This is a genomic window from Mycobacterium shunyiense, assembly GCF_058270035.1.
The window spans coordinates 500436-522151 of the sequence record NZ_JBZDPT010000031.1 but is presented as its reverse complement, the minus strand read 5'-3'; the positions used below and the strand labels follow the sequence as shown (position 1 = coordinate 522151).

Sequence of the window (21716 nt, the reverse complement as noted above, 5' to 3'; positions counted from 1 at the left end):
CCGATGTATGTCCGTCACCTGGGGCTGACCGACTACCGGTCCTGGGCACAGATCGAGCTCGAGCTGGAGCCCGGCCGGACCGTATTCGTCGGACCGAACGGCTTCGGTAAAACGAATCTCGTTGAGGCACTGTGGTATTGCGCCACTTTGGGTTCCCATCGGGTGGCTTCTGATGCGCCGTTGATCCGGGCCGGCGAGCAACGTGCGATCGTCTCGAGCATCGTCGTCAACGAAGGCCGGGAACTCGCGGTCGACCTCGAGATCACCAATGGCCGGGCGAACAAGGCCCGGTTGAACCGGTCGCCGGTGCGGTCCCCGCGCGAAATCCTCGGGGTCTTACGGGCCGTGCTGTTCAGCCCGGAAGACCTTGCACTGGTCCGTGGTGATCCAGGAGACCGGCGGCGTTATCTGGACGAGTTGGCGACCACCCGCCGGCCGACCGTCGCAGGTATCCGTGCCGACTACGACAAAGTGGTCCGGCAGCGCACCGCGCTGTTGAAAACCGCTGCGGGAGCCCGCTATCGGGGTGATCGCAGCGTGCTGGACACCCTCGATGTGTGGGATGGGCACCTGGCCGCCCATGGTGCGGCGTTGACTGCCGCACGAATCGCGCTGGTCGAGCAGCTGCACCCCGAGGTGCAGAAGGCCTATCAATTGTTGGCGCCCTCGAGCCGCCCCGCGACAATCCGGTACCGCTCCGGGGTGGAGGCCATCGCGAACGCGCCTGGCCTCGAGTCCGTCGAGTTCTACGAGGCCGCGCTCTTGGACGCGCTGAGCCGCCGGCGTGATGCAGAGTTGGACCGCGGAGTCTGTCTGGTCGGCCCACACCGTGACGATCTCGAGCTGTGGCTCGGCGACCAACCCGCCAAAGGCTTTGCCAGCCATGGTGAATCGTGGTCGATGGCGTTGGCTCTGCGGCTCGGCGCCTACGAGCTGTTGCGTTCCGACGGGGTGGATCCGGTGCTACTGCTCGACGATGTCTTCGCCGAACTCGACACCTCGAGGAGGCAGGCGCTGGCCGCGGTGGCCGGTGAGGCCGAACAGGTTCTGGTCACCGCGGCGGTGGGTGAGGACATCCCGCCGGACTGGGCGGTCAACCGCGTCGAGATCAGGATGACCGAAGGGGACCAGGGGCGGATATCGGTGGTGCAGTCATGACGGACGATCCCGCAGAAACCGACCAGTCGGCCATCCCCTCCCCCGCCGTCTCTCCCGAGGACCTGAGCCGCATGCGCGGCATGGACCTGGTGCGGCGGACTCTCGAGGAGGCGCGCGGGGCGGCCCGCAGTCAAGGTAAGGATGTCGGCCGCGGCCGCAGAACCCCGGTCCGGCGGACGGCAGGAAACACCGGCCGGCGTCGCAGCTGGTCCGGTCCGGGTCCCGATGTCCGTGATCCGCAATTGCTCGGGTCCGCGACCCAGGATCTGGCGAAGGTTCGAGGCTGGGGCTCGAGGGTGGCCGAGGGTTCGGTATTCGGTCGGTGGCGGACCGTGGTGGGTGACCAGATCGCCGACCATGCCAATCCGACGGCCTTGAACGAGGGTGTGTTGACCGTGTCTGCAGAGTCGACTGCGTGGGCCACCCAGCTTCGGATGGTGCAGTCCCAGCTGCTGGCCAAGATCGCGGCCGCGGTCGGGGATGGAGTGGTGACCTCCTTGAAGATCGTGGGTCCGGTCGGCCCGTCGTGGCGGAAAGGTCGGTATCACGTGCCGGGCCGAGGTCCCCGCGATACCTACGGCTAGCCCGGGCGGTATTGCGCTGAGAGCGTCGAGACGGCCGAAAGCGATCTTCTTAAGCGTCCGAAGGCACCGAGACCCGCGAAATTCCGCGCACGGCGCAGTTAGGTAGGTGAAAACGCCGCTACAGAGTCGGCCCTGTCCGTCTGGACCGGTAGACTGTGGCGAGATCTGCAGGGCGGCGACGCAACCGCTTCCCGCGAACCCCAAGGAGACGCGTCCGACGTGGCTGCCCAGAAGAAGAATGCTCCAACCGAGTACGGCGCCGATTCGATCAAGGTGCTCGAAGGACTGGAGGCCGTTCGTAAACGTCCGGGCATGTACATCGGTTCCACCGGTGAGCGGGGTCTGCACCACCTGGTGTGGGAGGTCGTCGACAACGCGGTAGACGAGGCGATGGCCGGGTTCGCCAGCAAGGTCGACGTGCGGATCCTCGAGGATGGCGGCGTTCAGGTCACCGACGACGGCCGCGGTATTCCGGTGGCCATGCACGCGACCGGTATCCCGACCGTCGATGTCGTGATGACCGTTCTGCACGCCGGCGGCAAGTTCGAAGAAGGTGCCTACCAGGTATCCGGCGGTCTGCACGGCGTGGGCGTGTCCGTCGTGAACGCCCTGTCGACCCGGCTCGAGGCCGACATCTACAAGGACGGTTACGAGTGGTTCCAGACCTACGACAACTCGGTGCCGGGAACCCTCAAGCAGGGTGACAAGACAACCAAGACCGGTACCACCATCCGGTTCTGGGCTGACCCGAATGTCTTCGAGACCACGGTGTACGACTTCGAGACCATTGCCCGTCGTCTGCAGGAGATGGCCTTCCTCAACAAGGGCCTGACGATCGACCTCACCGACGAGCGGGTGTCCCAGGAGGAAGTCGTCGACGAGGTGGTCGCCGACACCGCCGCCGCCCCGAAATCCGCGGAGGAGACGGCGGCCGAGGCCGCCGCGCCCCACAAGGTGAAACACCGGACCTTCCACTACCCGGGCGGTCTGGTCGACTTCGTCAAGCACATCAACCGCACCAAGACTGCGATCCAGCCCAGCGTGATCGATTTCGACGGCAAGGGCCCCGGTCACGAGGTCGAGATCGCGATGCAGTGGAATGCCGGTTACTCCGAGTCGGTCCACACGTTCGCCAACACGATCAACACGCACGAGGGCGGTACCCACGAAGAGGGTTTCCGCTCGGCACTGACCACCGTGGTGAACAAGTACGCCAAGGACAAGAAGCTCCTCAAGGACAAGGATCCGAACCTCACCGGCGACGACATCCGTGAAGGCCTGGCCGCGGTCATCTCGGTGAAGGTGGCCCAACCGCAGTTCGAAGGCCAGACCAAGACCAAGCTCGGTAACACCGAGGTGAAGTCGTTCGTGCAGAAGATCTGCAACGAGCAGCTGACCCACTGGTTCGAGGCGAATCCCGCCGAGGCCAAAACCGTGGTGAACAAAGCAGTTTCATCGGCGCAGGCGCGTATCGCCGCCCGCAAGGCGCGTGAGCTGGTCCGGCGCAAGAGCGCCACCGACATCGGTGGCCTGCCCGGCAAGCTCGCGGACTGCCGCTCTACGGATCCGACGAAGTCCGAACTGTATGTGGTGGAGGGCGATTCGGCCGGCGGTTCGGCCAAGAGTGGCCGCGACTCGATGTTCCAGGCGATCCTGCCGCTGCGCGGCAAGATCATCAACGTCGAAAAGGCCCGTATCGACCGGGTTTTGAAGAACACCGAAGTCCAGGCCATCATCACGGCCCTGGGTACCGGCATTCACGACGAGTTCGACATCAGCAAGCTGCGCTATCACAAGATCGTGTTGATGGCCGACGCCGACGTCGACGGCCAGCACATCTCCACCCTGCTGCTGACCCTGCTGTTCCGCTTCATGAAACCGCTGGTCGAACACGGCCACATCTTCCTGGCCCAGCCGCCGCTGTACAAACTCAAGTGGCAGCGTCAGGAACCGGAGTTCGCCTACTCCGACCGTGAGCGCGACGGCTTGCTCGAGGCGGGTAAGGCAGCCGGCAAGCGGATCAATGTCGACGACGGTATCCAGCGTTACAAGGGTCTGGGCGAGATGGACGCCAAGGAACTATGGGAGACCACCATGGATCCGTCGGTGCGGGTCTTACGTCAGGTGACGCTCGATGACGCCGCCGCGGCCGACGAACTGTTCTCCATTCTGATGGGTGAGGACGTCGAAGCCCGCCGCAGTTTCATCACGCGCAACGCCAAAGACGTTCGGTTCCTGGACGTTTAGGCGGAACCGACGATGCACACAGCGTTTATCCGGGTCAAGGTTGCCCCCGAGGCGGCCGAGCGCGCTGCGACCGCGATGCAGAATCTGGTCGATCCCACACTGGCCGAACCGGGCTGCATCACCTACGAGTTCTATCGCGATCTCGAGGACCCGTCGCTGTTCCTGTGCTTCGAACATTGGGATTCGAGGGAGTCCATGGATGCGCACGGAACCACGCCGCACGTCGCGACCTTCCTGACGGAGCTGGGACCGAGCATCGAAAAGTGGGAGTACAACCACACGGCGGCGTTGTGACCCCGAAGACGCACCTGCCCTGCGCGCCACCGTAATTCACGCCGCAGGGCCTCTGACCGCAACAAGCCGAGCCGACGAGCGAGGAACACATGACCGACACCACGTTGCCACCCGGCGACGGAACCTCAGACCGTATCGAACCGGTCGACATTCAGCACGAGATGCAGCGCAGCTACATCGACTACGCCATGAGCGTGATCGTCGGCCGCGCTCTGCCGGAGGTGCGTGACGGCCTCAAGCCCGTGCACCGGCGCGTGCTCTACGCGATGTACGACTCGGGCTTCCGCCCGGACCGCAGCCACGCCAAGTCGGCACGTTCGGTGGCCGAGACGATGGGTAACTACCACCCACACGGCGACTCCTCGATCTACGACACCCTGGTCCGGATGGCTCAGCCCTGGTCGTTGCGCTACCCGCTGGTCGACGGCCAGGGAAACTTCGGCTCACCGGGTAACGATCCCGCCGCGGCCATGCGTTACACCGAGGCCCGGCTGACGCCGCTGGCCATGGAGATGTTGCGGGAAATCGACGAGGAGACAGTCGAGTTCATCCCCAACTACGACGGCCGGGTGCAGGAACCCACGGTGCTGCCGAGCCGGTTCCCCAACCTGCTGGCCAACGGGTCGGGCGGAATCGCCGTCGGCATGGCCACCAACATCCCGCCGCACAACCTGCGGGAGTTGGCCGAGGCGGTGTACTGGTGCCTGGAAAACCATGAGGCCGACGAAGAGGCGACCTTGGCCGCGGTGTGCGAGCGCGTCAAGGGTCCGGATTTCCCCACCCACGGTCTGATCGTCGGGTCCCAGGGCATCCACGACGCCTACACCACCGGCCGCGGCTCCATCCGCATGCGCGGTGTTGTGGAGATCGAAGAAGACAGCCGGGGCCGCACCGGCATTGTCATCACCGAACTGCCCTACCAGGTCAACCACGACAACTTCATCACCTCGATCGCCGAGCAGGTGCGCGACGGCAAGCTGGCCGGCATCTCCAACATCGAGGACCAGTCCAGCGACCGGGTCGGGCTGCGAATTGTGGTGGAGCTCAAGCGCGATGCCGTCGCCAAGGTGGTGCTGAACAACCTCTACAAGCACACCCAGCTGCAGACCAGCTTCGGCGCCAACATGCTGTCGATCGTCGACGGGGTGCCGCGCACGCTGCGGCTGGATCAGATGATCCGGTACTACGTCGCGCACCAACTCGATGTCATCGTGCGCCGCACCCGCTACCGGTTGCGCAAGGCGAACGAGCGCGCGCACATCTTGCGCGGTCTGGTCAAGGCCCTGGACGCACTCGACGAGGTGATCGCTTTGATCCGGGCCTCGCAGACCGTCGAGATCGCCCGGGCCGGACTGATCGAGCTGCTCGACATCGATGAGATCCAGGCCCAGGCCATCCTGGACATGCAGCTGCGTCGGCTTGCTGCCCTGGAACGCCAGAAGATCGTCGACGACCTGGCCAAGATCGAGGCCGAGATCGCCGACCTCGAGGACATTCTGGCCAAGCCGGAGCGGCAGCGCGCGATCGTTCGCGACGAACTGGCCGAGATCGTCGAAAAGCACGGCGACGACCGCCGGACCCGGATCATGCCCGCCGACGGAGAGGTCAGTGACGAGGATCTGATCGCCCGCGAGGACGTGGTCGTCACGATCACCGAGACCGGGTACGCCAAGCGCACCAAGACGGACCTCTACCGCAGCCAGAAGCGCGGCGGCAAGGGCGTGCAAGGTGCCGGGCTGAAGCAGGACGACATCGTCAACCACTTCTTCGTCTGCTCGACCCACGACTGGATCCTGTTCTTCACCACGCAGGGCCGGGTGTACCGGGCCAAGGCTTACGAGCTGCCCGAGACCTCGCGCACCGCGCGTGGCCAGCACGTGGCGAACCTGCTGGCCTTCCAGCCGGAGGAGCGCATCGCCCAGGTCATCCAGATCAAGAGCTACGAAGATGCGCCGTACCTGGTGCTGGCCACCCGCAACGGTCTGGTCAAGAAGTCCAGGCTGGTCGACTTCGATTCGAACCGCTCCGGCGGCATCGTGGCGGTCAACCTGCGCGAAGGTGACGAACTGGTCGGCGCGGTGCTCTGCTCGGCCGACGACGACCTGCTGCTGGTGAGCGCCAACGGCCAGTCGATCCGGTTCTCCGCAACCGACGAGGCCTTGCGTCCGATGGGCCGTGCCACCTCCGGCGTGCAGGGCATGCGGTTCAACGAGGATGACCGGCTGCTGTCCCTCAATGTCGTCCAACCGGACACGTATCTGCTGGTCGCGACCGCTGGCGGCTACGCCAAGCGCACTGCGATCGACGAGTACACGGTCCAGGGTCGTGGCGGCAAGGGCATCCTGACGATTCAGTACGACCGCAAACGTGGCAGTCTGGTCGGAGCGCTGATCGTCGATGACGAGACGGAGCTGTACGCCATCACCTCCGGTGGCGGCGTCATCCGGACCGCCGCACGTCAGGTTCGCAAAGCTGGGCGTCAGACCAAGGGCGTTCGCTTGATGAACCTGGGCGAGGGCGACACACTGATTGCGGTTGCGCGCAACGCCGAGGAGGACTCGGAAGCGGATGAGGTCGAGTCCGACGAAGAGTGATGCTGTCGCCGAGGCCCAACCCGGACCTCGGCCTGAGCTAAGGAGCTGTTAGGTGAGTTCACCGAACGAGCCGGGGTACCCGCGAACGGGCGACCGGTCCGGCAGCTCCAACGGCTCGGGTACCGGGGCCGCAGGGGCCGAGGCCACCCCGGCCGCCGGCAAGACGGCCGGGACGCAGGCGCGCCCCGCCGGCGGCCAGATCACCGAGACCGGGGAAGCGCCGCCGTGGCAGCGGGGCACTGCCGCCCGTACCACCCCGCCGCAGGCGCCCGAGTCGCGTGAAGAAGGCGCCCGTACCCCGGGATCGCACTCCCCCGGTGTGGAGGCCCGGCTGCAGCGCTTCGTCGCCGGCACCGAGACCAAGGACACCGAGCAGCAGGCCCGGCCTGCCCGTCCGGCGCCACCTGCTCCGTCGGCAACCCGCACCGAGCAGGTGCGGCCCGAGGCCTACGCGAGTGAGATCCCGGACCTTTCCGGGCCATCGCCGCGTACCCCGCAACGTAAGACGGCCACTGAGGCGCCTGCCGCTCGCAGCTCGAGCAACAGCCCCACCACCCGGATCCAGGTCGCCAACCGTGGCTCGCATCAAGGGCCGGTCCGGGCCAGCATGCAGATCCGCCGGGTCGACCCGTGGACTGTGCTCAAGGTCTCACTGGTGTTGTCGGTGGTGCTGTTCTTCGTGTGGATGATCGCGGTGGCATTCCTGTACCTGGTGCTCGGCGCCATGGGTGTGTGGAGCAAGCTCAACAGCAATGTCGGCGACCTCCTCACCAGCGCCAGCGGCGCCTCAGGCGGCGAATTGGTCTCCAGCGGAACGATCTTCGGCGGGGCGGCGCTGGTCGGCCTGGTGAACATCGTGGTGCTGTGTGCCATGGCGACCATCGGTGCCTTCATCTACAACCTGACCACTGATCTGGTCGGCGGGGTCGAGGTCACGCTGGCCGACAGGGATTGATTTGGGACTCTGCGCTCCGGTGCGGTAATCTCTGCGCTCGGTCGATCCCAATTTTCGGGCCTATAGCTCAGGCGGTTAGAGCGCTTCGCTGATAACGAAGAGGTCGGAGGTTCGAGTCCTCCTAGGCCCACGACACCCGGTGTAGCCGGTGATCACCGAGAGGTTGTGCCATGCGGTTCATGCTTCTGGCCGGCATCGCAGCCGCGGCGGTGATCGTATGGCGATCACGACACGGTGAAGAAGTTTGGCATGACTTGGCAGATGCGCCACCTCGGCCAAATGAGGGGCCTTAGCTCAGTTGGTAGAGCGCTGCCTTTGCAAGGCAGATGTCAGGAGTTCGAATCTCCTAGGCTCCACAATCAAAGTTCGGTCAAAGCGGTTCCGGTGACAGCCATCCGGGGCCGCTTTTCTTGTTTCCGACCACAGGCCGGCCATAACCTGCGTGCTTGAATGTGGCCGGGAGTTTTCGGGCAGTCGGGGGGCAAGTGGTGGTTAGCAGAATGGTGCGCGTGTTGCTCGCGCCGGTATTCGCAGCGGGGCTGATGTGGGCGTCCGTCATCGCGGGACCCGTCTTGTCTGTGGCTCGCGCCGACATCCTGCATCAGGTGTGCCCCGACCCCGCTGCCCAACTTGATGCGTGGATACAGCGCGCGAACGATCACAACAGCCGGACCGGCTCCGTCAACGCCTACGACCATGCCGCTGTCGATGTGTTCAACGCGGAGAAGGTACAGCTCGAGGCCGACCGCAGCGCGCTGATGCCGCGTATCGACGCGTGCGACGCCGCAGTCGCGGTGCTGACGCCCAAGGACCCGTCAGGGCTACAGCTGGCCACGCCCACGGCAGCGCAACGGCTCGCGATCGACGACGCGAGGAAAGGTATCCCCGCGGGCTATCAGCCGCCGGCCGTCCGCAAGGGGGATCGGGAAACCATGCCCAAGGACGCGCCGGAACGGCCACTGTACGAAGCTCTGCGCGGAGACAGCTCGAGGAACGTGCCGAAAGATATCCACCTTGCCGGTGCAGCCGCGCCGCCGGCAGGAGCCCCCGACCCGGCCTATCCGGGACAGAAGATCGGAGAGACACCGGCCGGCGACGCGAAAGTCGTGCCGGACCACATTGTTCCGCTGGCGGAGCTGATCAAGCTTCCTGGTTTCCTGAAGTTGACCTCGGATCAGATGTATCTGCTGTCGCAGGTACCGCTGAACTTCCAATGGATGTCCTGGACTGCGAATACCGCCGAGTATTCGGGCAGCGCTGCACGCATGCTGCCCGAGGCGGACCGGAGCTGGGCGGGAAAACAGATACAGCTACAGAACGAGACCCGAAATCAGCTGCAGGACATCATCGACAACCTCGTGAGGGCCAACGGAGAGTGAGTCGGCTGGAGATCGGCTTCGATCAAGTGGCCGCCGAATTGACCGCAAAAGGCAAGGTGGAGTGAGGTGTGATGACAGGACCGACGTCACCGTTTGGTGGTGACCCGAACCGTCCCGGCGCGCCTGACTGGGCGTCGCCGCAACAGCCTTGTCCGCCAACGGGTTACGGACAGCCGCCGAGCTATCCCCCATCGGGATACCCGACGCCCGGCGGCGCCCCGCCGGTCTATGGGATTCCGCAGTCGGGATTTCCGCAACCGTGGCAGGGATATCAGCAGGAGCAGCCCGGAAGGAGTGCGGGCAGGTCGAAGTTGTTGATCGCGTTGGCGATCGCCGTGCCGGTGCTACTGATCCTGTGCGGTGTCGGCGGTTGGATGTGGTTTTCGGGGAGTCGGGAAAAGGGTGCGATCAAGGACGTCGCTTCTCAATTCGCCGAAGCGATAGACACCCAGGATCAGGACAAGATGCTGGCGACACTCTGTCAGGAGGAGCATGACCTGGTCACCGACGGCGACGGCTTCGACCCTGGCGATTCGGGTCCGGGGGCCAAGGACAACCGCCAGCCGTTCGAAGTCACGGACGTCACGGTGAAAGACGATGTGGCGCAGGTCCAATTCCTGCGACCGAACTCCGAGCACTCCGGTTCGCTGTACTTGCGCAAGGAATCGGGCGCGTGGAAGGTGTGCGACCCGGCAGAGGCGCAGTTCAACGAATAGCCGGGCGCGCAGCGGCTACCGCGTCAGGGCTTCGGATTGACCTCGACGCTGGGCGGCAGCGGAGAGGGCTCGGGCCGAGTGGACCGCCGCACGATCGAGAACGTCACGGCCCCACCGGCAAGGACTGCCGCGGCGACCCCGGCGAGCACCAACCGGCGGCGACGTCGCTTGGGCTCGGGTGCTGCCGCCGCCTCCTGCAGTACCTCGGGCAACGCCGCCACCGCTTCCGCGGCGGCGGTGAGCTGACGGCGCAGCTTGCCCGAGTCGTAGCGCTTGCGCAGCCCGGCGGCAACGGCGGACACGGTGTTGGCGCTCAGGCCCACCACGCCGCGGGTCACGTCGACCGGACCGACAGTGCTGTATTTCAAGCCGCGGGCTAGGCGCTGACGGGGGGCCAACCGGGTATCGACGTTCGCGGTCATCTGGCACCTTTCTGGGCACTGGCGGGACACTGGCGACGGACCCGGGTGGGCCATCTGTCGGCTGAGATCCAGACTGCCATCTCTGCGCGGGTCTGGGGCGCTTGGTGGGGTATCTGACCCTCGCCGCGAACCGGGATGGCAGACTGAGTAGCCGTGACGAGCCCCATTCAGACCGCGACGGCGACATTGCACACCAACCGCGGCGACATCAAGATCGCACTGTTCGGAAACCACGCTCCCAAGACCGTGGCCAACTTCGTCGGCTTGGCGCAGGGCACCAAGGACTACACCACCGAGAACGCCTCGGGCGGCACCTCCGGTCCGTTCTACGACGGCGTCATCTTCCACCGGGTGATCGACGGCTTCATGATCCAGGGCGGTGACCCGACCGGTACCGGCCGTGGCGACGCAGGCTACAAGTTCGCCGACGAGTTCCACCCTGAGCTCCAGTTCGACAAGCCCTACCTGCTGGCCATGGCCAACGCCGGGCCGGGCACCAACGGCTCGCAGTTCTTCATCACGGTCGGCAAGACGCCGCACCTGAACCGTCGCCACACCATCTTCGGTGAGGTCGTCGACGCCGAGTCGCAGAAGGTGGTCGACGCGATCGCCTCCACCCCGACCGATCGCTCCGACCGCCCGACCGACCCGGTCGTCGTGGAATCGATCACCGTGTCATAACGGGCACTTCCCCGCACATACCAATGCGCGACGCCCCCGGACTCGGGGGCGTCGCGTGTTGTGTGGGGAATTTTCATTTCCGGGCCTAGCCGGTCGAGAAACCGGCCTGGGTGAGCGCGTCGAGGACGTCGAGCGGGTCTGTTCCCAGGTCCCACCGCGTGAGGACTTCCAGCCGGTCGTCGACCGTGTCGATCTCGAGCAGGCGGACCTTGCGGGCGATGCGACGGAACTCGGTGATGCGGATCTTCCGGATCTCATTGCGACGATACGTCCGGGTCCGCAGCCAACCGGCGACGGTGAGACTGTCTTGGTTGATTGCCAGTTTCGGCCGGGCCCGCCACGACAATGTTGCGAACGTGAGCAATCCCACCCCAGCTATGCCGGCAAGAACACGTCCGGGCGGGTCTGTGATCACGGTCACAGCTGCGATAGCCATCGCTAGTCCGGCTACGGCGCAACCTGCGACTCCAGCGGCCGGTGGGCTCCAATGAGTTTGCTGCACGGGTTCTTCACACCCTCTTACCGCGACTAATGGAGTTATCCACAGGTGCTATCCCCAATGGGGATGAATCACAACGATGTGATTGAGCATCGCCGGCGTTGCTGGGCTGGTAACGCTGAAAACGTAAGATGAATTCATTATCGTCTGCTCTCGGATCAACGCCAGCGCATCGTGAGCAACAGCCCGCTGATCATGAAGGCAAAGGCGACCGCGTAGTTCCACGGACCCATATCGGCCATCCACTGAAGGAAGGACGGGGTGTCCACGGGGTTGGTCGCGGCGAGCTGGAAAACCAGCAGCCACAACAGGCCGAACAGCATGAGACCGATGAACAGCGCGACGAACCACACACTCGACGGTCCGGCTTTCACCTTGACCGGAGTCCGGCTCACCTGCTTGATGGTGAAATCGTTCTTCTTACGGACTTTGGACTTGGGCATGGGTACCTTCGCGGACAGTCGGCGTCACACGGTGCGACGATGAGGCAGGATGCCTCACGAGCCTAACGTAGCTGCACGTCCAGGAGAGACTGCGATGGACCAACCGGATCGATCCCCCTGGCGCTTCGGCGTCCCGGTGGTCTGCCTGGCCGCCGGTTTGTTGCTGGCCGCCACCCACGGGGTCTCGGGTGGTGACGAGATTCGCCGCAGCGACGCACCCCGGCTCGTCGACCTCGTGCGTGAGGCCCAACAGTCCGTCGACCGGCTCACGGCCCAGCGCGACTCGCTGGCCACCGAGATCGACAGTCACCACGGCGGATCGCCAGGCTCCCACGCGGCCCTCGAGGCCATCACCCGACGTTCGGCCCAGTTGGCCGTGGACGCGGGCACAGTTCCCATGCGTGGGCCTGGCCTGGTGGTCACCCTCAACGATGCCCAACGCGACGCCCAGGGGCGCTTCCCCCGCGACGCCTCCCCCGACGACCTCGTGGTACATCAACAGGACATCCAGGCCGTCCTCAATGCGCTGTGGAGTGCCGGTGCTGAAGGCATCCAGATGCAGGACCAACGCATCATCGCGACCTCGGCGCCCCGCTGCGTCGGCAACACCCTGCTGCTCAACGGCCGCACCTACAGTCCGCCCTACGTCATCACCGCGATCGGCGACGCCCCGGCCATGCAGGCCGCGCTCGCGGCGGCCCCACTGGTCACCCTGTACAAGCAGTACGTGGTGCGCTTCGGATTGGGCTATGTCGAGGAGCCCCGGGCCGAGGTAGAGCTGACGGGGCACACCGAGCCGGTGCGGATGCGCTACGCGAAACCTGCGGGCCCTGTCGGCTATTGATCTTTGTCTGCGCTGACTCTGCGACCAGGGCGCAAAAGTGCGAGTACAGACCGCCGTCACCGCAGAATCGATGCCCTGGATTATCCAGTAACCTGGGCCGATGCAGGTTCTGGTCGTCGACAACTATGACAGCTTCGTGTTCAACCTGGTCCAGTATCTGGGCCAGCTCGGGGTGGACGCGCAGGTCTGGCGCAACGACGATGAGCGCCTGGCCACCGAGGCGGACCTCGCCAAGGTCGCAGCCGACTTCGACGGCGTGCTGCTCAGCCCCGGCCCCGGCACCCCGGAACGGGCCGGCGCCACGATCCCGCTCGTACACGCGTGCGCGGCGGCAGGCACTCCCCTACTCGGCGTCTGCCTGGGGCATCAGGCCATCGGCGTCGCCTTCGGCGGCACGGTCGACCGCGCACCCGAACTGCTGCACGGCAAGACCAGCGTGGTGCATCACTCCGACGCCGGCGTGCTCAAGGGTCTCCCCGATCCGTTCACCGCGACCCGCTACCACTCGCTGACGATCCTGCCCGAGACCGTGCCGGACGAGCTCGAGGTGATCGGGCGGACCGACAGCGGAGTGATCATGGCGGTGCGGCATACCGAGCTCCCCATCCACGGCGTGCAGTTCCACCCGGAGTCGATCCTGACCCAGGGTGGGCACCGCATGCTGGCCAACTGGCTCGGCGTCTGCGGTGCCGCCCCGGAGGAACGTCTGGTGGCCGCGCTCGAGGCCGAGGTGGCCCACGCCGTAGCGGCGGCTACGACGCGAAGCTCAGCGTGACCTTCGCCCCGAAGTTCACCGCGCTGCCCGCCGGCGGACTCTGGGTGACGACGGCGTTGGTGCGCTGACCGCTGTCGCGGATGTCAGGCCCCTTGTCCAGTACCCCGGTCCAGCCGAGAGAGGTCAGTCGCGGATAGACGTCGTCCCAGACCTGGCCGACCAGGTTGGGCATGACGAACTGGTTGCCCTTGGAAACGTGGATCTGGATCGGCGTGTCCTTGGGAACCGACGTGCCGGCGGCTGGTTCGGTGCCCACCACCTGCCCTGGAGGCGCGGTGTTGTCGACGTCGATGACCACGGTGTTGGTGAAGCCCGAGGCGGTCAAAATCTGCTTGCACACATCGGCGCTCTGACCCTTGCAATCGGGAACCGAGGTGTCCTCGGGGCCCGAACCCACCACGAGGGTGACCTCGTAGATGATCCCCGCGGTTTGGTTGGCCGGCGGGTTGGTGGCCAGCACCCGGCCCTTCTGCTCCGGCGTCGACGGGCTCGCCGATTCCTTGACCTTGTCGAACCCGGCGTCCTTCAGCTTCTGTCGGGCCTGGCTCGGGGACAGGCCGGCGACGTCGGGGATCTGGGCCTGCTCGGGTCCGCGGGAGACGTTCACGGTGATCTCGTCACCGGCGGCCGCCATGCTGTTCGCCCCCGGGTCGGTGCTGATGACGTACCCCGGCCGAATCTGGTTGTCCGGCTTGTCTTCGGTGCGGGTCTTGAACCCGCGGTTCTGCAGCGTGGCGACGGCGTCGGCCGAACGCTGACTGCTCACGTCGGGCACCTGCACGTCGCGTGGCTTGCCGTCGAACATGTTGATCGCGACCGTCACCACGACAGTCAGCACCGCCAGTACCGCGACGGCGATCAGCCAACGGGCCAGCGAGGCGTTGCGGTCGGCGGGGCGGGGCACCACCAGGTTCTGGGTGGGCGCAGCGCCACCCTGGGTCAGCATCGGCCCGGAGTTCATCATCGACGTCCGCTCGGCGTCGGTGAGCACCTTGGGTGCCTCGGGAGCCTCGCCGCTGTGCACGCGGATCAGATCCGTGCGCATGTCGGCCGCGGTCTGATAGCGATTGTCCGGATTCTTGGCCAGTGCCTTCAGCACGACGGCGTCGAGCTCTGGGGAGATGCCCGTGTGCCGGCTCGACGGCGGGACCGGATCCTCGCGGACATGCTGATAGGCCACTGCCACCGGGGAGTCACCGATGAAAGGTGGTTCGCCCGTGAGGATTTCGTAGAGCACGCAGCCCAGTGAGTACACGTCGGAACGAGCGTCGACGGTTTCCCCGCGGGCCTGCTCGGGCGACAGGTACTGCGCGGTGCCGATCACCGCGGCGGTCTGCGTGACGCTGTTGCCGGTATCGGCCAGGGCCCGCGCGATACCGAAGTCCATCACCTTCACAGCATTGGCCTTGCTGATCATGATGTTGGCCGGCTTGACGTCCCGGTGCACGATGCCGTGCTGGTGGCTGAAGTTCAGCGCCTGGCAGGCGTCGGCGATGATCTCGATCGCGCGCTTCGGCGGGATCGGACCCTCGGTGTGCACGATGTCGCGCAGCGTCACACCGTCGACGTACTCCATGACGATGTAGGGCAGCGGCCCGTTGGGTGTCTCGGCCTCGCCGGTGTCGTACACCGCAACGATGGCGGGATGGTTCAGCGCGGCCGCGTTCTGCGCTTCCCGGCGGAAACGCAGGTAGAAGCTGGGGTCGCGGGCCAGGTCGGCGCGCAGGACCTTGACCGCGACATCGCGGTGCAACCGCGTGTCGCGTGCGATGTGGACTTCGGACATGCCGCCGAAGCCGAGGATTTCACCGAGTTCATATCGGTCAGAGAGATGCTGAGGCGTCGTCATTGCAGTATCTGTTCTGGTGCCTTCGGGACAACCTGAGCGGCGGCTCCCCTGGGCACGATCGCGTGGAATGCCAGGTCCGGCAACGCTGCCGGCGTTTGGTAGGGCGTCGTCTGGGTCACCGTGTCGGTGACGGTGGGCGGGGGTTGATCCTTGCGGTCCTGAGCATTGAGGACGATCAGGATGGCAATCACGATTGCCAGCGCGCCGAGTACCCCGGCGGCCCACAGCAGGGCACGTTGACCCGACGAGAACGTGCGTCGCGGGGCGGGCGCGGGCCGGTGTGCGGCCGTGGTCGGCCTCGCCCGGGTGGCGGTCACCGGGGTGCGGCCGCTGAGGTCCGCTGCGGCACGCGCCTGCGCTGCCGACGGAACCGCCGCCGGGGCGGCCCGACCGAGCGTCGGAGCCTGGTTGGGACGCGGGGGACGACGACCGGAGCGCACCGCGGCGACCGCGTCGGCGAAGGGGCCGCCCGACTTGTAACGCATCCCCGGGTTCTTCACCAGGGTGATCTCGATCAGCTCCCGCACGTTGGGCGGCAGATCGGCGGGCAGCGGCGGCGGGGTCTCCTTGATGTGCTTCATCGCCACCGTCAGCGCACCGTCGCCGGTGAACGGCCGCTTGCCGGAGACAGATTCGTAGCCGACGACTCCCAGGGAGTACACGTCGCTGGCCGCGGTGGCGTCATGGCCAAGCGCCTGCTCGGGCGCGATGTACTGCGCGGTGCCCATCACCATGCCGGTCTGGGTGACCGGGGCGGCGTCGACAGCCTTGGCGATACCGAAGTCGGTCAGCTTCACCTGACCGGTCGGGGTGATCAGGATGTTGCCCGGTTTGACGTCGCGGTGCACGAGGCCAGCGGTGTGTGCCACCTGCAGGGCGCGTCCCGTCTGCTCGAGCATGTCCAGGGCGTGGCGCAGCGACAACCGGCCGGTGCGCTTGATCACCGAGTTCAACGGCTCGCCGTTGATCAGCTCCATCACCAGGTACGCCGTGCGGCCCTCGCCGTCCAGCTCGGTCTCGCCGTAGTCGTACACGCTGGCGATGCCGGGGTGGTTGAGCATGGCCACCGTGCGGGCCTCGGCCCGGAACCGCTCGACGAACTCGGCATCGGTGGAAAACTCGGCCTTGAGTACCTTGACCGCGACGCGCCGGCCCAGCCGGGAGTCGACAGCCTCCCAGACCTGACCCATGCCGCCCGTGGCGATCAGCCGCTGCAGCCGGTAACGCCCGGACAGCGTGACTCCAACGCGCGGGCTCATTTCTCGCCTCCGGCGAGGTGACTCATGACGCCTCCCGCAGTGCCGCCGAAATGGTGGCACGTCCGATCGGGGCGGCGAGTGCGCCGCCGGTGGCCGACAACCGGTCCCCGCCGTCCTCGATCAACACCGAGACCGCGACCTTGGGGTCACTGGCCGGTGCGAATGCGATGTACCAGGCATGCGGCGGAGTGTTACGGGGATCCGTCCCGTGCTCTGCCGTACCGGTCTTAGAAGCGATCTGCACGCCGGCGATGGCTCCCTTCTGCTGAGTCACCTGCTCGGCGGCGACCATCAAGTCCGTAAGTGTAGCTGCGACCTGGGGTGACACCGCCCGGCGCTCTTGGGCGGGGGCGGTGGTGGCGATCGTGGCCAGGTCGGGTCCTTTTAGGCTATCCACAAGATACGGGCGCATGGCGATGCCGTCATTCGCAATGGTGGCGGCCACCTGCGCATTTTGCAGGGGTGTCAAAGCGACATCCCGCTGCCCGATGCTGGACATACCCAGTGCCGCCGCGTCCGAAATCGGACCGGTGGTCGATTCGGCCACCTGTAGCGGAATGGTGGGCGGGGCTTCGTCGAGTCCGAACGCCTGGGCGGTGGACTTGAGTTTGTCGGCGCCGGTGTTGAGGCCCAGCTGAACGAACGCGGTGTTGCAGGATCTGGCGAACGCCTCACGCAGCGTCGCGGTGGGACCGGGACCGCACGAGGATCCGCCGAAGTTCTCCAGCGTCGCGGTGCTGTCGGGTAGCGGGATCCGCGGCGCCGCGGTCAGCTGGGTATCCGGAGTGGCGCCGGCCTGAAGCGCAGCCGCGGTGGTGATCACCTTGAACGTGGAGCCCGGCGGGTAGGTCTCCGAGATGGCGCGGTTGAGAAGTGGGGACTGCTCGTTGTCGCGCAACTGCTGCCAGGCCTCGCTCTGGGCGCCCAGGTCGTGTGTGGCGAGTTGGTTGGGGTCGTAGGAGGGAGACGACGCCATGGCAAGGATCTTGCCTGTCGAGGGCTCCAGGGCCACCACAGAGCCCTTGCAGGGGCCGTCGTTGCAGCCGTGCTGCAGCGCATCCCAGGCGGCCTGCTGCACCTGCGGATTGATGGTGGTGTCGACATTGCCACCGCGCGGGTCGCGGCCGGTGAAGAAATCGGCCAGCCGGCGGCCGAAGAGGCGCTCGTCGGAGCCGTTGAGGATGGTGTCCTCGGCCCGCTCCAGCCCGGTACTGGAATAGCCCAGCGAGTAGAAGCCGGTGATCGGGGCGTACACCTCGGGGTTCGGGTAGACCCGCAGGAAGCGGAACCGGCCGTCGGTGGCCTTCGAATAGGCCAGCAGCTGGCCGCCTGCGGTGATCTGGCCCCGCTGGCGCGAGTACTCGTCGAGCAGCACCCGCTGATTGCGCGGGTCCGCACGTAGCCCGTCGGCGGTGAAAACCTGGGTGATCGTGGCGTTGGCCAACAGCAGCACGATCAGCACCATGATCGTGACTGCCACCCGGCGCAGGGAGGTGTTCATACCTTCTCGATCACCTCGGTGCTGGCCGCAGCGATCGGGGTGGGGTTGGGCGCCGGCGTGGTGGTGATCGGCCGCCGTGCGGAGTGAGAGATGCGCACCAGGATGGCCAGCAGGATGTAGTTGGCCAGCAGCGAAGATCCGCCGTAGGACATCCACGGGGTGGTCAGCCCGGTCAGGGGAATCAGCTTGGTGACGCCTCCGACGACGATGAACAGCTGGATGGCCAGGGTGGCGGACAGGCCGGCGGCCAGCAGCTTGCCGAAGCTGTCACGCACCGCGATCGCGGTGCGCATGCCACGGATGATGAAGATCGTGTAGAGCATGAGAACGCCTGCGAGCCCGACCAATCCGAGCTCCTCGCCGATCGCGGCGATGATGAAGTCGGTGGCTGCGGCGGGCACCGTCCCGGGTTGTCCGTTGCCCAGACCGGTGCCGAAGATGCCGCCGGTGGCGAAGCTGAACAGGGATTGCACCATCTGGTAGCCGGCGCCGTCGGGATCGGCGAACGGGTCGAGCCAGGTCTCCACCCGCACCCGGACATGGCCGAAAACCTGGTATGCCACAACGCTTCCCGCGGCGAAGAGGGTCAGCCCGATCACCACCCAGCTGAGGCGCTCGGTAGCCACGTAGACGAGCACGAGGAACGAGGCATACAGCAGAAGGGAAGTGCCCAAGTCCTTTTCGAAGACCATCACGCCCACCGAGGCGGCCCAGGCCAGCAGCAGGGGAGCCAGGTCACGGGGCCGTGGCAGGTCGAGGCCGAAGAAATGTTTCCCCGCACTGGTGAACAGATCGCGCTTGGCCACCAGCACCGCAGCGAAGAAGATCAGCAGCAGGATCTTGGAGAACTCGGCGGGCTGAATCGAGAAGCCGGGGAACTGGATCCAGATCTTGGCGCCGTACTGCTCGGAGTATCTCGTCGGCAGCAATGCCGGAATCACAAGGAGCACAAGGCCGGTCAGCGCACAGATATACCCGTACCGGGCAAGCATGCGGTGGTCGGTCAGCAACGCGACCACGACGGAGAAGCCGATCACGCCGATCAGCAGCCACGTCATCTGCTGGCTCGCGGTGCCACCGAGCCCATCCGTCGCGGTTTCCCCCTTGGCCAGGTCGAGCCGGTGGATCATGACCAGGCCCAGCCCGTTGAGCAGCGCCACGACCGGGAGCAGCAGCGGGTCGGCATACGGCGCGAACCGGCGGATGGCCAGGTGGGCGACGCCCATCAGGGCGATGAAGGCGACGACGTAGCCGACCAGGTCCCAGCTCAGGCCCTGCTCCTGGTTGGCCTCGACGATCAGCAGCGCGATGGTGGTGATGAAGGCCGCGAACCCCAGAAGCAGAAGTTCCGCGTTGCGCCGATTGGGGAGCGGCGGCATGACGGTAACCGGCGACTGGGGTTGAGTCGTCATGACACGGCTCGGCAGTTCTTCCCCGGTTCTTGTGGTGGGGGCGGCAATGCGGTGACCGTCGGGGACTGTGTCGGTAGGACCGGAGCCGGCACAACGGCGGTCCCGGGCGCCGAGGATTCAGGCGCAGGCGTTTCGGGTGCCTGCGTCTCCGCGCCAGGTGCCGGAGTCGGCGCGACACCCGGAGCAGGTGACGGCGACGGCGACGGACTGGGCGGTGGGGTGGGCCTCGATGTCGTCGGCGCGGTGCGCGGCGCACACACCGGCAGGACGGAGCCGTGGGCCATGTCGTTGATCTGCTTGATGGCCTCGTCCTGCGTGCCACCGGGCAGGCCGGCCGCCACCGAGGTGCGCTCGGACTGGCGCAGGTCGTCGACCGCCATCAAGCGGCAGTCGAGCCGGCTCCGGTCCTCGTCGACGCCGATCAGCGACAGTTCGTTGCGTGCGTTCAGGCAGCCCAGGCGGTACGGCTCCTGCAGGGAGATGCCCAGAAACGAGCCCTGCACCCCGCGCATGATCGACACCGTGCCGTCGTGTGCGGCGACGTAGTAGTTGTTGCGGATGATCTGCCGCCCGATCGCCAACCCGCAGATGAGCACCAGCACCAGCAGTACGGCGGCGATCAGTATCCGGCGTCGCGACCGCGGCTTGCGGTCCGGCTCGGCCGGCTGGGGGACCACTCGTTTGGGCTCGTTGCGGCGCGGGTTGAACGCAGAAGCCCGCCCGGCAGCGGTGTCCGGCGGCGCGCTCTGGTCGTCGTCCCCGGACACGGCGCCGGCCAGAATCGGCTGGGTCTGTCCGTAGTCGTAGTCGACGACGTCGGCGACCACCACGGTCACGTTGTCCGGTCCGCCGCCGCGCAGGGCCAGCTCGATCAACCGGTCGGCGCTCTCGGCGACGTCCTCGATCTGGAGGGCCTCGTGGATGGTCTCGTGGCTGACCGGATCGGACAGACCGTCCGAGCAGAGCAGGTAGCGATCGCCGGCCTTGGCCTCACGCATGATCAGGGTCGGCTCGACCTCGTGGCCGGTCAGCGCCCGCATGATCAGCGAGCGCTGCGGATGGCTGTGGGCCTCCTCGGCCGTGATCCGACCTTCGTCGACAAGGGTCTGGACGAAGGTGTCGTCCTTGGTGATCTGGGTCAGCTCGCCATCGCGCAGCAGGTATCCCCGGGAATCGCCGATGTGGAGCAGGCCGAGGCGGTTGCCCGCGAACAGGATCGCGGTGAGCGTCGTGCCCATGCCCTCGAGTTCAGGGTCGGCCTCGACGTGTGCCGCGATCGCCGCATTGCCCTGGGCCACGGCTGTATTGAGCTTGCCCAGCAGGTCGCCGCCGGGTTCGTCGTCGTCGAGGTGGGCGAGCGCTGCGATGACCAGCTGCGAGGCCACTTCGCCTGCGGCGTGGCCGCCCATGCCATCGGCCAGTGCCAGCAACCGCGCCCCGGCGTACACCGAGTCCTCGTTGTTGGCGCGAACCAGCCCGCGGTCACTGCGCGCGGCATATCGGAGTACGAGGGTCATGTTGTTTCTCGTGCTCCTCGCATGCGCAGTATCCGATCTGCTCCTCGCGTGCGCAGTGCCGGATCTGCTCCTCGCGTGCGCGGCGTCACGGACGCAACTCGATTACCGTCTTACCGATTCGGACCGGCGTCCCGATCGAAACCCTTACCGCTGTTGTCACCTTCGCCCTGTCAAGGTATGTGCCGTTGGTCGATCCTAGGTCCTCGACGTACCACTCCGAACCTCGTGGCGAGAGCCGGGCGTGGCGCGTCGAAGCGTAATCATCGGTGAGCACCAGTGTGGAGTCGTCGGCACGGCCGATCAGTACCGGCTGGGCACCCAATGTGATGCGGGTACCGGCCAGTGCGCCCTCGGTGACCACCAATTGCCGCGCGATGTGACGTCCGTCCCGACTCGGCAGCAGAGAGCCGCGGAGGGCCAACCCCCGGCGCACCATCACAGCGCCCGTGGGCGCATAGATATCGGTCCGCAGGATGCGCAGCACCGACCAGATGAACAGCCACAGCAGCAGGAGGAATCCGACACGCGTCAGTTGCAGCACTAACCCCTGCATCTGACGTCCTCTCCGTATCCGCCCCACTGGTATC

The 21716-nt window shown here is 66.3% G+C and carries 20 protein-coding genes and 2 tRNA genes; 13 read left to right on the top strand and 9 right to left on the bottom strand.

Features of this window, described 5'->3' with window-relative positions; all coding sequences use genetic code 11:
- Positions 1-3 precede the first annotated feature (3 nt).
- The 10 genes from recF to AC4ELS_RS19585 all read left to right on the top strand — a co-directional run bounded on the left by recF (position 4) and on the right by AC4ELS_RS19585 (position 9927).
- On the top strand, positions 4-1158 hold the full coding sequence (recF, locus tag AC4ELS_RS19630; protein WP_064957517.1) for a DNA replication/repair protein RecF: 1155 nt from the start codon (positions 4-6) through the stop codon (positions 1156-1158).
- Positions 1155-1742, top strand: a complete 588-nt coding sequence (locus tag AC4ELS_RS19625) for a DUF721 family protein (RefSeq protein ID WP_064882392.1) — start codon at positions 1155-1157, stop codon at positions 1740-1742. Before recF ends, AC4ELS_RS19625 begins: the two co-directional genes overlap by 4 nt.
- Positions 1743-1961: 219 nt before the next feature.
- Entirely contained in the window at positions 1962-3989 is a 2028-nt protein-coding gene (gene gyrB / locus AC4ELS_RS19620) for a DNA topoisomerase (ATP-hydrolyzing) subunit B (protein WP_064882390.1), read from the top strand.
- A gap of 12 nt (positions 3990-4001) precedes the next feature.
- A complete protein-coding gene (locus AC4ELS_RS19615) occupies positions 4002-4283 on the top strand; it encodes a putative quinol monooxygenase (protein ID WP_055119229.1) in 282 nt (93 codons plus the stop codon).
- An 89-nt stretch (positions 4284-4372) separates the two neighbouring features.
- Positions 4373-6877, top strand: a complete 2505-nt coding sequence (gyrA, locus tag AC4ELS_RS19610) for a DNA gyrase subunit A (RefSeq protein ID WP_499048745.1) — start codon at positions 4373-4375, stop codon at positions 6875-6877.
- Between the two features lie 52 nt (positions 6878-6929).
- Complete coding sequence (locus AC4ELS_RS19605; protein WP_448444447.1) at positions 6930-7832, top strand: DUF3566 domain-containing protein; 903 nt, start codon at positions 6930-6932, stop codon at positions 7830-7832.
- Between the two features lie 56 nt (positions 7833-7888).
- Positions 7889-7962: transfer RNA gene (locus tag AC4ELS_RS19600), tRNA-Ile, on the top strand.
- 153 nt (positions 7963-8115) lie between these two features.
- A tRNA-Ala gene (locus AC4ELS_RS19595) sits at positions 8116-8188 on the top strand.
- Between the two features lie 90 nt (positions 8189-8278).
- Positions 8279-9211 (top strand): hypothetical protein, encoded by a 933-nt coding sequence (locus tag AC4ELS_RS19590; RefSeq protein WP_499048742.1) that lies wholly within the window; start codon positions 8279-8281, stop codon positions 9209-9211.
- 71 nt (positions 9212-9282) lie between these two features.
- The gene (locus tag AC4ELS_RS19585) at positions 9283-9927 is read left to right on the top strand and encodes an Rv0361 family membrane protein (protein WP_499048739.1); all 645 of its coding nucleotides are present in this window, start codon (positions 9283-9285) and stop codon (positions 9925-9927) included.
- A gap of 23 nt (positions 9928-9950) precedes the next feature.
- On the opposite strand, the gene cwsA is transcribed toward AC4ELS_RS19585, so the two are convergent.
- Positions 9951-10349, bottom strand: coding sequence for a cell wall synthesis protein CwsA (cwsA, locus tag AC4ELS_RS19580; protein WP_499048736.1), 399 nt, complete (start codon positions 10347-10349; stop codon positions 9951-9953).
- Between the two features lie 153 nt (positions 10350-10502).
- Between cwsA and AC4ELS_RS19575 the strand changes: the two genes are divergently transcribed.
- Complete coding sequence (locus AC4ELS_RS19575; RefSeq protein ID WP_064885499.1) at positions 10503-11030, top strand: peptidylprolyl isomerase; 528 nt, start codon at positions 10503-10505, stop codon at positions 11028-11030.
- An 85-nt stretch (positions 11031-11115) separates the two neighbouring features.
- Here the strand turns inward: AC4ELS_RS19575 and AC4ELS_RS19570 are convergent, their stop codons facing one another.
- Together AC4ELS_RS19570 and crgA are read right to left on the bottom strand one after the other, a co-directional pair.
- Complete coding sequence (locus AC4ELS_RS19570) at positions 11116-11532, bottom strand: PH domain-containing protein (protein WP_064885497.1); 417 nt, start codon at positions 11530-11532, stop codon at positions 11116-11118.
- Between the two features lie 155 nt (positions 11533-11687).
- A complete protein-coding gene (gene crgA / locus AC4ELS_RS19565; protein WP_036443688.1) occupies positions 11688-11972 on the bottom strand; it encodes a cell division protein CrgA in 285 nt (94 codons plus the stop codon).
- Positions 11973-12066: 94 nt separating this feature from the next.
- Here crgA and AC4ELS_RS19560 point away from each other — a divergent pair, with 94 nt between their 5' ends.
- Both AC4ELS_RS19560 and AC4ELS_RS19555 read left to right on the top strand, forming a co-directional pair.
- Positions 12067-12816: a DUF881 domain-containing protein gene (locus AC4ELS_RS19560; RefSeq protein ID WP_055119247.1), complete on the top strand. Its 750-nt coding sequence runs from the start codon at positions 12067-12069 to the stop codon at positions 12814-12816.
- 100 nt (positions 12817-12916) lie between these two features.
- Positions 12917-13591, top strand: a complete 675-nt coding sequence (locus AC4ELS_RS19555) for an aminodeoxychorismate/anthranilate synthase component II (RefSeq protein ID WP_064885495.1) — start codon at positions 12917-12919, stop codon at positions 13589-13591.
- Here the strand turns inward: AC4ELS_RS19555 and pknB are convergent.
- From pknB to AC4ELS_RS19525, 6 genes are all read right to left on the bottom strand, one after another.
- Complete coding sequence (gene pknB, locus AC4ELS_RS19550; protein WP_064957525.1) at positions 13569-15440, bottom strand: Stk1 family PASTA domain-containing Ser/Thr kinase; 1872 nt, start codon at positions 15438-15440, stop codon at positions 13569-13571. The two genes, AC4ELS_RS19555 and pknB, sit on opposite strands and share 23 nt — an antisense overlap.
- Entirely contained in the window at positions 15437-16699 is a 1263-nt protein-coding gene (locus tag AC4ELS_RS19545) for a protein kinase domain-containing protein (RefSeq protein ID WP_055119253.1), read from the bottom strand. Before AC4ELS_RS19545 ends, pknB begins: the two co-directional genes overlap by 4 nt.
- Positions 16700-16721: 22 nt before the next feature.
- On the bottom strand, positions 16722-18200 hold the full coding sequence (gene pbpA / locus AC4ELS_RS19540) for a D,D-transpeptidase PbpA (protein ID WP_064885492.1): 1479 nt from the start codon (positions 18198-18200) through the stop codon (positions 16722-16724).
- Complete coding sequence (gene rodA / locus AC4ELS_RS19535) at positions 18197-19612, bottom strand: peptidoglycan glycosyltransferase RodA (protein ID WP_448444435.1); 1416 nt, start codon at positions 19610-19612, stop codon at positions 18197-18199. The genes pbpA and rodA overlap by 4 nt, the downstream gene beginning before the upstream one ends.
- Positions 19609-21129, bottom strand: coding sequence for a PP2C family protein-serine/threonine phosphatase (locus AC4ELS_RS19530; protein WP_499048732.1), 1521 nt, complete (start codon positions 21127-21129; stop codon positions 19609-19611). Before AC4ELS_RS19530 ends, rodA begins: the two co-directional genes overlap by 4 nt.
- Positions 21130-21214: 85 nt before the next feature.
- The gene (locus AC4ELS_RS19525; protein WP_055119261.1) at positions 21215-21682 is read right to left on the bottom strand and encodes an FHA domain-containing protein FhaB/FipA; all 468 of its coding nucleotides are present in this window, start codon (positions 21680-21682) and stop codon (positions 21215-21217) included.
- Positions 21683-21716 lie beyond the last annotated feature (34 nt).

Bases quoted from the DNA above. Each gene is read 5' to 3' on its own strand.
- recF (WP_064957517.1), top strand. From the start codon at position 4: ATGTATGTCCGTCACCTGGGGCTGACCGACTACCGGTCCTGGGCACAG.
- AC4ELS_RS19625 (WP_064882392.1), top strand. From the start codon at position 1,155: ATGACGGACGATCCCGCAGAAACCGACCAGTCGGCCATCCCCTCCCCC.
- AC4ELS_RS19615 (WP_055119229.1), top strand. From the start codon at position 4,002: ATGCACACAGCGTTTATCCGGGTCAAGGTTGCCCCCGAGGCGGCCGAG.
- gyrA (WP_499048745.1), top strand. From the start codon at position 4,373: ATGACCGACACCACGTTGCCACCCGGCGACGGAACCTCAGACCGTATC.
- AC4ELS_RS19585 (WP_499048739.1), top strand. From the start codon at position 9,283: ATGACAGGACCGACGTCACCGTTTGGTGGTGACCCGAACCGTCCCGGC.
- cwsA (WP_499048736.1), bottom strand. From the start codon at position 10,349: ATGACCGCGAACGTCGATACCCGGTTGGCCCCCCGTCAGCGCCTAGCC.
- crgA (WP_036443688.1), bottom strand. From the start codon at position 11,972: ATGCCCAAGTCCAAAGTCCGTAAGAAGAACGATTTCACCATCAAGCAG.
- AC4ELS_RS19560 (WP_055119247.1), top strand. From the start codon at position 12,067: ATGGACCAACCGGATCGATCCCCCTGGCGCTTCGGCGTCCCGGTGGTC.
- AC4ELS_RS19555 (WP_064885495.1), top strand. From the start codon at position 12,917: ATGCAGGTTCTGGTCGTCGACAACTATGACAGCTTCGTGTTCAACCTG.
- pknB (WP_064957525.1), bottom strand. From the start codon at position 15,440: ATGACGACGCCTCAGCATCTCTCTGACCGATATGAACTCGGTGAAATC.
- AC4ELS_RS19545 (WP_055119253.1), bottom strand. From the start codon at position 16,699: ATGAGCCCGCGCGTTGGAGTCACGCTGTCCGGGCGTTACCGGCTGCAG.
- pbpA (WP_064885492.1), bottom strand. From the start codon at position 18,200: ATGAACACCTCCCTGCGCCGGGTGGCAGTCACGATCATGGTGCTGATC.
- rodA (WP_448444435.1), bottom strand. From the start codon at position 19,612: ATGACGACTCAACCCCAGTCGCCGGTTACCGTCATGCCGCCGCTCCCC.
- AC4ELS_RS19530 (WP_499048732.1), bottom strand. From the start codon at position 21,129: ATGACCCTCGTACTCCGATATGCCGCGCGCAGTGACCGCGGGCTGGTT.
- AC4ELS_RS19525 (WP_055119261.1), bottom strand. From the start codon at position 21,682: ATGCAGGGGTTAGTGCTGCAACTGACGCGTGTCGGATTCCTCCTGCTG.